Source organism: Yersinia enterocolitica (assembly GCA_002082245.2).
GTDB lineage: Bacteria > Pseudomonadota > Gammaproteobacteria > Enterobacterales > Enterobacteriaceae > Yersinia > Yersinia enterocolitica_E.
In genome coordinates, this window is the sequence record NBTC02000002.1 from 2,561,529 (window position 1) to 2,574,599 (window position 13,071).

The following is a 13,071-nucleotide window of genomic DNA, read 5'->3' on the forward strand; positions in this document are numbered from 1 at the left end:
CATGATGCCCCCCGATGACGGAACACCAAAACCGCGTATGAAAAAAAGATTCCCAACACTGCTGGCCACATTGATATGGACGGCACTATATAGCCAGCAATCGCTGGCCGGCCTCGCTGAGCAATGTATGCTTGGTGTACCCACCTATGATCAGCCATTGGTCAGCGGTGATCCGAATCAGCTACCGGTCCGTATTAATGCGGATAAAACCGAAGCCAATTATCCCGATAATGCCTTGTTCACCGGCAATGTCATTGTCCAGCAAGGCAATAGCACCCTGACCGCGAATCAGGTTGAACTGACGCAGGTACAAAAACCCGGTGAAGCTATCCCAGTTCGTACTGTCACGGCCACTGGCGACGTTAATTATGACGATCCGCAAATCAAGCTGAAAGGCCCGAAAGGCTGGTCAAACTTGAATACCAAAGACACTGATATGGATAAAGGCAAATATCAGATGGTCGGCCGTCAAGGGCGTGGTGATGCGGATTTAATGAAGTTACGAGGTCAGAACCGTTACACCATTTTAGAAAATGGGACGTTTACCTCCTGTCTACCAGGTGATAATAGCTGGAGTGTCGTGGGCTCTGAGGTTATTCATGACCGCGAAGAAGAAGTAGCAGAAATCTGGAATGCCCGCTTTAAGATTGGCAAAGTACCGGTGTTCTACAGTCCTTATATGCAATTACCGGTTGGTGATAAACGCCGCTCAGGCTTCCTGATCCCTAATGCTAAATATACCAGTAATAACGGCATCGAATTTATGCTGCCATACTACTGGAATATTGCGCCCAACTTCGATGCTACAATTACGCCTCACTACATGGAACGGCGTGGGTTACAGTGGCAAAACGAGTTCCGCTACTTGCTGGCTCCGGGCAGCGGCACCATGGCATTAGACTGGCTACCGAGTGATCGCTTATACCACGGCACCGATGGTACCGATAAAGATGCCACCCGCTGGTTGTACTACTGGGGCCATTCCGGTGTGATGGATAAAGTCTGGCGTTTCAACGTCAACTATACCCGTGTTAGTGACCCAGATTACTTTACTGATTTAACGTCGCAATACGGATCGACCACTGACGGCTATGCAACCCAAATATTCAGCGTTGGCTATGCTGATCAAAACTGGGATGCCACCTTGGCCTCTAAACAGTTCCAAGTCTTTACTGACGCCGGTAATAATAATGCTTACCGGGCCCAACCTCAGTTGGATATGAACTACTATAAAAATGATATTGGCCCGTTTGATCTGCATGTTTACGGTCAAGCCGCCAAATTCACCAGCGTCAATCCAGAAAACCCAGAAGCCAGCCGCTTCCACATTGAACCGGCGATTAACCTACCACTGTCCAACGGTTGGGGTAGCCTGAATACCGAAGCCAAATTACTGGCAACCCATTATCAGCAGGATATCCCGACAGGATTTGCCAATAATTACAAAAACCAGAATGGGCAGGATGCGACGGTTCCTGACCTGAAAGACTCGATTAACCGGGTGATGCCGCAATTTAAAATTGATGGCAAAGTGGTATTTGATCGGCCAATGGATTGGAGTGAAGGCTTCACCCAGACACTCGAACCACGGATGCAGTATCTCTATGTTCCATACCGCAATCAGGATGATATCTATATTTACGACACCACGCTGATGCAGTCAGACTACTCGGGACTGTTCCGTGACCGTACCTATAGTGGCTTGGACCGTATAGCGTCTGCGAATCAGGTATCTACCGGTTTAACTTCACGCATATATGATGATGCGCTGGTTGAACGTTTTAATGCTTCTGTGGGTCAAATCTATTACTTCAGCCGTTCGCGTACCGGTAATAGCGAAACAATTGATAACAGTGATGATACTGGTAGCCTTGTTTGGGCTGGTGATACATTCTGGCGTATCAGTGATCAAGTGGGTCTAAAAGGTGGCGTGCAGTATGATACCCGTCTGGGGAGTTTGACCCTGGGTAACGCGGTAATGGAGTATAGAAAAGACTCAGAGCGTATGATTCAATTGAATTACCGCTATGCCAGCCCAGAATATATTCAGGCAGCAGTACCGAATGTAAAAAGTCCTGGTTATCAGCAAGGCATTTCTCAGATTGGTGCTACCGCCAGTTGGCCGATTGCGGATCGTTGGGCACTAGTCGGTGCTTATTACTACGATACCAAAGCCAATCAGCCCGCTAGCCAGTTAGTTGGTTTACAATACAACACGTGTTGCTGGGCTATAAACGTGGGCTATGAACGTAAAATTACTGGCTGGAATTCACAAACAGAAGCCAGTAAGTATGATAACAAGATTGGTTTTAACATTGAATTACGTGGTCTGAGCAGCGACCACAACCTGGGTACTGCACAAATGCTGCGCTCAGGCATTCTGCCTTATCAAAGTGCATTCTGATACTGTGTAACACACTGAATACAGTGAATTTTAACCCGCTAAAGCGGATTACATAAATGGAAAAGGTATGAAGAACTGGAGAACGCTTATTCTCGGATTGGTTGTCTGTGCCAATACCGCGTTCGCAGCACCACAAGAAGTTGATAAAGTTGCCGCAGTGGTTGATAACGGCGTCGTTTTGCAAAGTGACGTTGACGGTCTGTTACAATCCGTGAAACTGAATGCACAGCAGTCTGGGCAACAAGTTCCTGATGATGCGACGTTACGTCATCAGATTCTTGAGCGTCTGATCATGGATAATATCCAGTTACAGATGGCGAAGAAGATGGGCATTACTATCAGTGATGAAGCATTGGATAAAGCCATTGCTGATATCGCTGCGCAAAACCGCATGACTCCGGCTCAGATGCGTAGTCGTCTGGCTGCTGATGGCCTGAATTATGACACTTACCGCGAGCAGATCCGTAAAGAGATGCTGACTTCTGAAGTGCGTAACAACGAAGTACGCCGCCGAATAACTATCCTGCCACAGGAAGTTGAGTCACTGGCCAAACAAGTTGGGAACCAGACCAGCGGTGATGCTGAACTGAACCTCAGCCACATTCTTATCCCATTGCCAGAAAATCCCTCTCAGCAGCAAGTTGATCAGGCTGAAGAGCTGGCTAACAAATTAGTCTCCGACATTAAAGGCGGCGCTGATTTTGGTAAATTGGCTATCGCCAACTCGGCGGACTCTCAGGCGCTGAAAGGCGGCCAGATGGGTTGGGGCAAATTACAGGAACTGCCTTCTTTGTTTGCTGAAAGATTACAAACTGCGAACAAAGGTGATGTTGTCGGGCCAATCCGTTCTGGTGTCGGTTTCCACATCCTGAAAGTAAATGATATCCGTGGTGCGGATAAGACCGTTTCCGTGACTGAAGTTCACGCCCGCCACATCTTGCTGAAACCTTCACCGGTAATGACCGACGATCAGGCTCGTGCCAAGTTAGCGGCAGCGGCGGCAGATATTAAGAGTGGTAAATCCAGCTTCGCCACTATTGCCAAAGAGATCTCTCAGGATCCTGGTTCTGCAATGCAAGGCGGTGATTTAGGTTGGGCATCACCAGATATTTATGACCCGGCGTTCCGTGATGCGCTGATGAAACTGCAAAAAGGTGAGATCAGTGCACCGGTTCACTCTTCTTTCGGCTGGCACTTAATTCAGGTTGTCGATACACGTCAGGTAGACAAGACTGATGCAGCACAAAAAGACAAGGCATACCGTATGCTCTTTAGCCGTAAATTTGCTGAAGAAGCTCAAACTTGGATGCAAGAGCAGCGTGCTGCTGCTTATGTAAAAATTCTTGATGGTAGTAATGCACAACCATAATAATCGTATTGTTATTACCCCCGGTGAGCCAGCCGGGGTCGGGCCCGATTTAGTCGTCGCCCTGGCTCAACAGGATTGGCCTGTTGAGTTAGTGGTGTGTGCCGATCCGGCCTTGCTACTTGCTCGGGCCCGTCAGCTTAACCTGCCTTTGCAGTTGCGTGAATATCAAGCCAGCAAGCCTGCGTTAGCGCAACAAGCGGGGTCACTGACTATCTTACCAGTAAAAACGGCCACAGAAGTGATCCCCGGCAAACTCGACATCCAAAACAGCCACTATGTTGTGGAAACATTGGCCAAGGCTTGTGATGGCGCGATAAGCGGGGAATTTTCTGCATTGGTCACCGGCCCGGTACAAAAAAGTATTATCAATGATGCTGGCATCCCTTTTATCGGACACACCGAGTTTTTTGCAGATCGCAGCCTCTGCCCACGGGTAGTGATGATGCTGGCAACTGAAGAGTTACGTGTGGCATTGGCGACAACCCACTTACCTCTGCTGGCCGTACCTGGCGCAATCACTCAAGCTAGCCTGCATGAAGTGATCACCATTCTTGATAGTGACCTGAAAACCAAATTTGGCATTAGCCAACCACAGATTTACGTGTGCGGACTGAATCCTCACGCAGGTGAAGGTGGCCATATGGGCCATGAAGAGATCGATACCATTATTCCTGCACTAGATGCACTGCGTCAGCAAGGTATAAATCTTATCGGCCCTCTACCAGCAGACACCCTATTTCAGCCTAAATATCTACAACATGCAGATGCGGTTCTGGCGATGTATCATGATCAAGGATTGCCAGTGCTGAAGTATCAAGGGTTTGGCCGAGCAGTAAATATCACTCTCGGTTTGCCTTTTATCCGCACTTCTGTGGATCACGGTACCGCTTTAGAACTCGCCGCAACCGGTTCTGCCGATGTTGGCAGTTTCATTACGGCATTAAACTTAGCCATTAAAATGATAAATAACAGCAATGAATAATAGAGTCCACCAAGGGCATTTTGCCCGCAAACGCTTTGGACAAAACTTTTTAAACGATCAGTTTGTCATCGACAGTATTGTTTCTGCAATTCACCCCGTTCCTGGCGAAGCCGTAGTTGAAATAGGTCCCGGTTTAGGGGCATTGACTGAACCTGTTGCTGCGCGTATGGATCATATGACGGTGATCGAGCTTGATCGCGATCTGGCGGCTCGTTTAGCCAGCCATCCGCAACTGAAAGACAAGCTAACCATCCATCAACAAGATGCGATGAAAGTTAATTTTTCTGAGTTAGCAGAGCTTGCAGGGCAGCCATTACGTGTGTTTGGTAACTTGCCATACAACATTTCCACCCCGCTGATGTTCCATCTTTTCAGCTATACTGATGCTATTCGTGACATGCATTTCATGTTGCAAAAAGAAGTGGTTAATCGTCTGGTCGCAGGACCTAATAGTAAAGCGTATGGCCGACTGACGGTGATGGCGCAATACTATTGCAATGTTATCCCGGTGCTAGAAGTACCGCCAACGGCGTTTACCCCCGCGCCAAAAGTTGATTCGGCCGTGGTGCGCTTGATTCCGCATGTCAACATGCCGAATCCGGTTGGTGACGTTCGTATGCTTAGCCGCATTACCACGCAAGCATTTAATCAGCGCAGAAAAACCGTGCGTAACAGCTTAGGTGATCTATTCACTCCAGAGCAGTTAATCGAATTAGGTATTGACCCGATATTACGGGCAGAGAATATTTCGGTAGCGCAATACTGTAAGCTGGCTAACTGGCTTTCAGCTCAATCGACACCGCAAGAATAAGCAGGAGCACATTATGATTGAACAGCCCCGCGTTTGTGTACAGGTGCAGAGTATCTATGTGGAAACCCAGTCGATACCTGATGAAGAACGTTTCGTCTTCGCCTATACCGTGACGATACGCAATTTGGGTCGTTCAAATGTGCAACTGATTGGCCGTTATTGGTTAATCACTAATAGTAATGGCCGGCAGACTGAAGTTCAGGGTGAAGGGGTCATCGGCGAACAGCCGTTGATCCAGCCAGGTAATGAGTTTCAATACACCAGCGGTGCTGTACTGGAAACCCCGCTGGGTACCATGGAAGGGCATTATGAGATGGTTGATCACCTTGGTCAGCCCTTCCGTACTGCAATTCCGGTGTTCCGCTTAGCGATCCCAGCACTGATCCATTAACTCTGACCTTTCAACTATGTCTACTTATCTTATTGGCGATGTTCATGGCTGCCTCGATGAGCTGCTTGCGCTATTAGCACAGGTGAGCTTTGATCCGCAGCAGGATACTTTGTGGTTAACCGGTGATTTAGTTGCCCGTGGCCCAGCATCACTGGATGTTTTACGTTATGTCCGCTCATTAGGGCCTGCTGTTCGTATGGTTCTGGGTAACCATGACCTGCATTTACTGGCCGTTTATGCCGGTATCAGCCGTAATAAACCCAAAGATCGTATTACTCCACTGCTTGAGGCGCCGGATGCTGATGAGTTGATTAATTGGCTGCGTCGCCAACCGGTCTTACAAGTTGATGATGAATTAAAATTGATCATGGCTCATGCCGGGATAACACCTCAATGGGATATTGAAACCGCCCAAATGTGTGCACGTGAAGTGGAGGCGGTATTAAGTAGTGATAGCTATCCACTCTTCCTCGATGCCATGTACGGCGATATGCCGAATAACTGGTCACCAGAGCTATCCGGGCTAGCACGCTTGCGTTTTAGTACTAATGCACTGACCCGCATGCGTTTTTGTTTCCCGAACGGGCAGTTGGATATGATCTGTAAAGATACGCCAGAAAATGCCCCCGCTCCACTCAAGCCTTGGTTCGAGTTGCCAAGATTGGTCTCCCCTGACTATTCAATTATTTTTGGTCACTGGGCATCGCTGGAAGGGAAAGGTGTTCCTGAAGGTATTTATGGCTTGGATACCGGCTGTTGCTGGGGCGGCGATTTAACGCTGCTACGCTGGGAAGATAAACGCTATTTCACACAGCATGCATTCAAAGTGGAAGCAGAAGTAAGTAACACTGATGAAATAGCAGCGGCAAAAGATCCCTTTAGTTATCTGTAATATACTGATAATTAGATGTTAAAAAATAAAGGCGCATAATATGCGCCTTTATTTTTGGTGACGTTCTTGTTTGAGGCAGACAGGTCTTATTTGGGATGGTAGCAATAATCAGCGGCGCTCAAGGATCTCAAAACAATAGCTGTGCGAGTTCGCTTCATCTGCGTCATGAAACTCACTGAATGTGCTTTCCCACTCATCCGGCTCATAGTCAGGGAAATGAGTATCCCCCCCTACTTCCGCATCGATATGGGTAAGATACATACGATTCGCGCGAGCTAAGAATTGCTTATAGACCCGTCCGCCCCCCATAACCATAACTTCTTCTACGTCGCCTGCGAAAGAGAGAGCTTCTTCAATTGACGTAGCCCAGGTCACGCGCTCATCAGTACCCGGCTGGCTACTGATAACAATATTCAACCGCCCCGGCAAAGGACGACCGATTGATTCGAAGGTCTTACGACCCATAATTACCGGTTTATTTAACGTGTTACGTTTGAACCACGCTAAATCAGCCGGTAGGTGCCATGGCATGGCGTTTTCCATACCAATAACGCGATCCGCCGCCAACGCAGCGATCAGGCTGATAATCATTTTTAAACCCTGTAGGCTACAAGAGCCAGTACCGAAAAATTGCTCACACTATACGTAAAGCCTAATCAAGCGTCGATAGCGATAAGCAGGCTAATCACACATATAAGATTGCTCTTAGCCTGATACAAGAACAGAGCAGAAAAAAAGTCTTATACACCAGGACGTTTGCGATATAACCATAATCCTGGCAAAGATAAACCAATCGACAACGCTCCAACAATAAATGACGCTTTCAAGAAATTGGTCACCATCGTGGACATTAACGCTTCGCTATAACCCAAGTGAGAAATCTCAACGACCGATATCATTGCGGTATAGGCGGAAATACCCGGAAACATAGGAATAACAGCCGCGACAGTGAAAACTTTTGGATGTGCCAGCAACCAGCGTGACCAGTTAATCCCGATGACGCCAATCATAATTGAAGCCAATAATGAAGCCAGCTCGATATTCATACCAAAATGGATCATTAACATACGCGAACCGTGCCCGACCGCTCCCAGCAATGCGCAGTAACGCAATGCCCGCACCGGCACATTAAATACCATAGCAAAACCCAGTGCCGGGATAGCCGCCAACACCATGTCTTGTAATAATGCCCAGAGTAAATTCATTACCACCCCCGCAATCCCCATAACGCCATCGCGAATATCACCCCAATACAGGTTGATAACGTTAATAAACTTGCCATCGCCCAACGGGCCAAACCGGTATTAACGTGGCCCTTAAACATATCGGCTACCGCATTAATCAACGGGAACCCAGGCACGAGTAGCAGTACGCTGGCCGCCATCGCCACGCTGGATGCTTCCTGGAAAAACGGTAAACGCATCAACAAACCGGATGCGGATGTGGCAACAAAAGCAGTGATGCAGAAATTAATCAGCGGATTCATATGATTAATCGTCAGACTCTGGCGAACAAACATCGCCAACCCACTGGCTAAAAAGCTAATGGAAAACGCATCCCAACCACCACCGTTTAATTTACTGAAACAACCACAAGAGAGCGCCACCATCACAACGACCAGCCAGCGCGGATAACGCAGAGGTTTGATATGCTCGAAGCGTTTTTCCACATCTTTTGCATCCAATAAGCGATGCTCCGCCATAATCACAATATGCTGCACTTCAGTGACTACCTGCATATTGATGCCACGATCGGTATTTTTACGGGTAGATGTCAGGCAGTTACCTTCGCTGATAGTGGTCAACACGATTGCGTTAGCCGAGATAGAACTCTCAACGCTGTCCATCCCCAGAGCCATACCAAGCCGTGCAGATAGCTGCTCAACTAGCATACTTTCTGCCCCATGCTGCAACAGCATTAGGGCGCATTTGATGCACAATCGCGTAATCTCTCGCTGCTGTTGATGCGAAACATCACTGTTTATTACATTTTCCAGGCTCATATTCGTGCATCGCTATCCGTCAAAAAGTAAAAGACATCTGTTGCAATCCCATCACTACTGATAACCAAACCACCACAGATAACAAATAAGAATAATGCAGAGGGAGCCAAGTGGCGTTATGATCGCCAGACAGCACCACTATCACTCGGTAATCCTTATGCTTGAAACCTCTATATTTGTTGCCACCCTTGCTACCTTGGGCATGCTCTCCCCTGGGCCAGATTTCTTTCTGGTAATCAAAAATGCTGCCCGCTATCGCCGCCCCGCAGCCATGATGACAGCCCTTGGTGTAATTTTGGGTGTTGCGACACATATGTCTTATTGCGTGGCTGGCCTGGCAGTTGTTATCACTACCACACCATGGCTATTCAACCTGCTGAAATATGCCGGAGCCTGTTATTTGATCTGGATTGGTATCCAGGCACTGCTATCACGAGGAGATAGTAAGCTTAGTATCGATAACACTGCACAATATCCCGTCACGCTGAAAGCCGCATTCTTGCAGGGATATCTTTGCAATTTATTGAATCCCAAAGCGACTCTTTTCTTTCTCGCCGTTTTCACACAAATATTACAGATAGACTCCGGCGTGGGTGAGAAACTGTGGTACGCCTCAATCATCTGGCTACTGGCCGTTATCTGGTGGCCCCTACTGGTAATTCTGATTCAAAGTGCGCCCGTACGCCGCGGTTTGGCGAAAGTGCAAAAAGTTGTCGATAAATTACTGGGCGGCCTGTTGATCGGCCTGGGTATCAAAGTTGCATTAAGCTAGCTGCGCCGATTGTTAACGCCTGGCTATAAGCTACTATCCACAACCCGCACGAACATTGATCTTCACCAATATTGTTTATGAACAATACTATCGTTTATGAATAATACTTCTGCGCATAAAAAATACTGTTTATGCGGGTAAAAAGCGCGATTTTATAAATAGTAAGCATAAAAAAGGGCGATGTTTCCATCGCCCCCTTTCTTAGCGCCCAAATTAAGCTTTCATATTCTTAATCTTGGCATGCATTTCTTGTACTGAAATCACTTGCTCGGTAGGGTCCGCATTCAAAGCCATTGCGGTTGCGAAGCCACCATTCAAGGTGGTGTCGTAATGCACTTTATATTGCAAAGCACTACGGCGGATCAGTTTAGAATCTTCAATCGCCTGACGCCCTGCCGTTGTATTCACAATATAAGTATATTCGCCATTCTTGATACGGTCCTGAATGTGTGGACGGCCTTCATGTACCTTGTTGACTAAGCGTGGATTTATCCCTGCCTCGCCTAGAACCACCGCAGTACCGTGGGTTGCATCCAATTCAAAGCCCTGTTTGAGCAACTTGGCAGCCAAGTCAACCACCCGGTGTTTATCTCCCTCACGAACCGATAACAATGCGCGGCCACTCTTTTTCATACCAGATTGACTGCCCAGCATGGCTTTAGAGAAAGCTTCAGCGAAGGTCCGGCCGACCCCCATCACTTCACCGGTAGAACGCATTTCTGGTCCTAAAATCGGATCCACACCTGGGAACTTGTTAAACGGCAATACCACTTCTTTTACCGAGTAATAAGGCGGGATAATTTCTTCCAGAATACCCTGCTCTGCCAATGACTGCCCCACCATCACGCGTGCGGCGATTTTTGCCAGTGGCATACCGGTGGCTTTAGACACAAATGGTACGGTACGGGCTGCTCGAGGGTTAACTTCAATCAGATAAACTTCGTTATTCTTTACGGCAAACTGCACATTCATTAAACCGCGCACGCAGAGTTCAAACGCCAGTTTTTCAACTTGTTGGCGCATCACATCCTGAATTTCTTTACTCAGGGTGTAAGCGGGCAATGAACAGGCTGAGTCACCGGAGTGCACCCCTGCTTGCTCAATGTGCTCCATAATGCCACCGATCAACACGCGCTCACCGTCGCAAATGGCATCAACATCCACTTCAACAGCGTCATCGAGGAAACGATCCAACAGCACGGGTGCATCGTTGGAGACACTCACTGCATTTTGGAAGTAGCGGCGCAAGTCAACTTCGTCATAAACGATTTCCATCGCGCGACCACCCAAGACATACGATGGGCGGACCACTAGCGGATAACCCAGACCCGTGGCTTTCTCTACGGCTTGTTCGATAGTAGCAACCGTCGCGTTCGCGGGCTGTTTCAAGCCCAGACGATTTACCGCCTGTTGGAAACGCTCACGGTCTTCTGCACGGTCGATAGCATCCGGGCTGGTACCGATAACAGGAACACCGGCAGCTTCCAGTTCACGTGCTAATTTCAATGGAGTCTGACCACCGTACTGTACGATAACGCCTTGCGGCTTCTCAATACGCACGATTTCCAACACATCTTCCAGGGTGACAGATTCGAAATAGAGGCGATCAGAGGTATCGTAGTCGGTCGAAACCGTTTCAGGGTTACAGTTCACCATGATGGTCTCGTAACCGTCTTCACGCAGCGCCAGTGACGCATGTACACAACAGTAGTCGAATTCAATACCCTGGCCGATACGGTTCGGGCCGCCGCCCAGTACCATCACTTTCGGACGATCACTGGTTGGGTTGGATTCACACTCTTCCTCGTAGGTTGAGTACATGTAGGCGGTATCGGTAGAGAATTCAGCCGCACAGGTATCTACACGCTTGTAAACCGGATGCAAACCCTGCTTGTAACGCAGCTTACGCACTTCACTTTCCGCCGCGCCGACCAATTTTGCCAAACGGGCATCGGCAAAGCCTTTGCGCTTCAACTGGCGCATAAAATCAGCATTCAGGCCATTGATACCGCACTCTGCCACGCTCTCTTCCAGACGAACCAACTCTTCAATCTGCACCAGGAACCAGCGGTCAACGTTAGTCAGATTGAAAACGCCATCAACCGACATGCCTGCACGGAAAGCATCGGCGATATACCAGATACGATCAGAGCCGGCCTCTTTCAATTCGCGGCGAATTTTTGTCAGTGCTTCTGGGTCATCCAAACTCACTTTCGGGTCAAAACCGGTCGCGCCCACTTCCAGACCGCGCAAGGCTTTTTGCAGCGATTCCTGCAAGGTGCGGCCAATTGCCATCACTTCGCCAACCGATTTCATCTGTGTGGTCAGACGGTCATTCGCACCGGCAAATTTTTCGAAGTTAAAACGTGGGATTTTGGTCACAACATAGTCGATAGATGGCTCAAAGGAGGCCGGCGTGCGACCACCAGTGATATCATTCATCAACTCATCCAGCGTGTAACCTACTGCCAGCTTGGCGGCAATTTTAGCAATCGGGAAGCCGGTTGCTTTAGAGGCCAGAGCGGAAGAACGGGATACCCGTGGGTTCATTTCGATAACAATCAAACGGCCATTTTTCGGGTTAACCGAGAACTGCACGTTGGAGCCACCGGTTTCTACGCCGATTTCACGCAGCACTGCCATCGAGGCATTACGCATGATTTGGTATTCTTTATCAGTCAGCGTCTGAGCTGGAGCAACGGTGATCGAGTCACCGGTGTGGATACCCATCGCATCGAAGTTTTCGATGGAGCAGACGATGATGCAGTTGTCGTTTTTGTCACGCACAACTTCCATCTCATACTCTTTCCAACCAATCAGCGACTCATCGATCAACAGCTCTTTGGTTGGCGATAAATCCAGCCCACGTTCACAAATCTCTTCAAACTCTTCACGGTTATACGCGATACCGCCGCCGGTGCCGCCCATAGTAAAGGAAGGGCGGATAATACAAGGGAAGCCCACATCAGCCGCTACGGCCAGTGCTTCTTCCATATTGTGCGCGATACCAGAACGTGCAGTGTCCAAACCAATTTTCTTCATCGCGATATCAAAGCGACGGCGGTCTTCTGCTTTATCGATAGCATCGGCAGTGGCACCAATCATGGTGACACCAAACTCAGCCAGAACGCCCTTGCGTTCCAGCTCCAGCGCACAGTTCAGTGCGGTTTGGCCACCCATAGTGGGCAAAACGGCATCTGGACGCTCTTTTTCAATAATTTTGCGTACCACTTCCCAGTGGATTGGCTCGATATAAGTGGCGTCGGCCATTTCCGGGTCAGTCATGATGGTTGCCGGATTGGAGTTCACCAGAATGACACGGTAACCTTCTTCACGCAGTGCCTTACAAGCCTGAGCCCCTGAGTAGTCAAACTCACAGGCCTGGCCGATAACGATTGGGCCAGCGCCCAGAATCAGGATGCTTTTTATATCTGTACGTTTTGGCATG

At 48.5% G+C, this 13,071-nt stretch carries 11 protein-coding genes; 7 read left to right on the forward strand and 4 right to left on the reverse strand.

Annotated features, from left to right (window positions below):
• Positions 1 to 37 precede the first annotated feature (37 nt).
• From A6J66_013165 to apaH, 6 genes are all read left to right on the forward strand, one after another.
• Positions 38 to 2,404: an LPS assembly protein LptD gene (locus A6J66_013165; GenBank protein PNM25052.1), complete on the forward strand. Its 2,367-nt coding sequence runs from the start codon at positions 38 to 40 to the stop codon at positions 2,402 to 2,404.
• Positions 2,405 to 2,471: 67 nt separating this feature from the next.
• On the forward strand, positions 2,472 to 3,773 hold the full coding sequence (locus A6J66_013170; protein ID PNM25053.1) for a peptidylprolyl isomerase SurA: 1,302 nt from the start codon (positions 2,472 to 2,474) through the stop codon (positions 3,771 to 3,773).
• Positions 3,760 to 4,755 carry a 4-hydroxythreonine-4-phosphate dehydrogenase PdxA gene (pdxA, locus tag A6J66_013175; GenBank protein ID PNM25054.1) on the forward strand — a complete coding sequence of 332 codons (996 nt, stop codon included), beginning with the start codon at positions 3,760 to 3,762 and terminating at the stop codon, positions 4,753 to 4,755. Before A6J66_013170 ends, pdxA begins: the two co-directional genes overlap by 14 nt.
• Positions 4,748 to 5,566, forward strand: a complete 819-nt coding sequence (gene ksgA / locus A6J66_013180; protein PNM25055.1) for a 16S rRNA (adenine(1518)-N(6)/adenine(1519)-N(6))-dimethyltransferase RsmA — start codon at positions 4,748 to 4,750, stop codon at positions 5,564 to 5,566. Before pdxA ends, ksgA begins: the two co-directional genes overlap by 8 nt.
• Before the next feature lie 13 nt (positions 5,567 to 5,579).
• A complete protein-coding gene (locus A6J66_013185; protein PNM25056.1) occupies positions 5,580 to 5,957 on the forward strand; it encodes a Co2+/Mg2+ efflux protein ApaG in 378 nt (125 codons plus the stop codon).
• Between the two features lie 16 nt (positions 5,958 to 5,973).
• The gene (gene apaH / locus A6J66_013190) at positions 5,974 to 6,849 is read left to right on the forward strand and encodes a bis(5'-nucleosyl)-tetraphosphatase (symmetrical) (GenBank protein PNM25057.1); all 876 of its coding nucleotides are present in this window, start codon (positions 5,974 to 5,976) and stop codon (positions 6,847 to 6,849) included.
• Between the two features lie 108 nt (positions 6,850 to 6,957).
• Here apaH and A6J66_013195 read toward each other — a convergent pair whose 3' ends face one another.
• From A6J66_013195 to A6J66_013205, 3 genes are all read right to left on the reverse strand, one after another.
• Positions 6,958 to 7,440, reverse strand: coding sequence for a type 3 dihydrofolate reductase (locus tag A6J66_013195; protein PNM25058.1), 483 nt, complete (start codon positions 7,438 to 7,440; stop codon positions 6,958 to 6,960).
• A gap of 149 nt (positions 7,441 to 7,589) precedes the next feature.
• Complete coding sequence (locus A6J66_013200; GenBank protein PNM27005.1) at positions 7,590 to 8,060, reverse strand: hypothetical protein; 471 nt, start codon at positions 8,058 to 8,060, stop codon at positions 7,590 to 7,592.
• Complete coding sequence (locus A6J66_013205) at positions 8,054 to 8,851, reverse strand: hypothetical protein (protein ID PNM25059.1); 798 nt, start codon at positions 8,849 to 8,851, stop codon at positions 8,054 to 8,056. The genes A6J66_013200 and A6J66_013205 overlap by 7 nt, the downstream gene beginning before the upstream one ends.
• A 157-nt stretch (positions 8,852 to 9,008) precedes the next feature.
• On the opposite strand from A6J66_013205, the gene A6J66_013210 reads away from it, so the two are divergent.
• A complete protein-coding gene (locus tag A6J66_013210; protein ID PNM25060.1) occupies positions 9,009 to 9,623 on the forward strand; it encodes a lysine transporter LysE in 615 nt (204 codons plus the stop codon).
• Positions 9,624 to 9,836: 213 nt separating this feature from the next.
• Here A6J66_013210 and carB read toward each other — a convergent pair whose 3' ends face one another.
• Positions 9,837 to 13,070, reverse strand: a complete 3,234-nt coding sequence (carB, locus tag A6J66_013215; protein ID PNM25061.1) for a carbamoyl-phosphate synthase large subunit — start codon at positions 13,068 to 13,070, stop codon at positions 9,837 to 9,839.
• Between the last annotated feature and the right edge of the window lies 1 nt (position 13,071).

Excerpts from the sequence above, each read along its gene's own strand:
- A6J66_013205 (PNM25059.1), bottom strand. The coding sequence starts at position 8,851 with ATGAGCCTGGAAAATGTAATAAACAGTGATGTTTCGCATCAACAGCAG.
- carB (PNM25061.1), bottom strand. The coding sequence starts at position 13,070 with ATGCCAAAACGTACAGATATAAAAAGCATCCTGATTCTGGGCGCTGGC.
- A6J66_013170 (PNM25053.1), top strand. The coding sequence starts at position 2,472 with ATGAAGAACTGGAGAACGCTTATTCTCGGATTGGTTGTCTGTGCCAAT.
- A6J66_013195 (PNM25058.1), bottom strand. The coding sequence starts at position 7,440 with ATGATTATCAGCCTGATCGCTGCGTTGGCGGCGGATCGCGTTATTGGT.
- ksgA (PNM25055.1), top strand. The coding sequence starts at position 4,748 with ATGAATAATAGAGTCCACCAAGGGCATTTTGCCCGCAAACGCTTTGGA.
- pdxA (PNM25054.1), top strand. The coding sequence starts at position 3,760 with ATGCACAACCATAATAATCGTATTGTTATTACCCCCGGTGAGCCAGCC.
- A6J66_013185 (PNM25056.1), top strand. The coding sequence starts at position 5,580 with ATGATTGAACAGCCCCGCGTTTGTGTACAGGTGCAGAGTATCTATGTG.
- A6J66_013210 (PNM25060.1), top strand. The coding sequence starts at position 9,009 with ATGCTTGAAACCTCTATATTTGTTGCCACCCTTGCTACCTTGGGCATG.
- apaH (PNM25057.1), top strand. The coding sequence starts at position 5,974 with ATGTCTACTTATCTTATTGGCGATGTTCATGGCTGCCTCGATGAGCTG.
- A6J66_013165 (PNM25052.1), top strand. The coding sequence starts at position 38 with ATGAAAAAAAGATTCCCAACACTGCTGGCCACATTGATATGGACGGCA.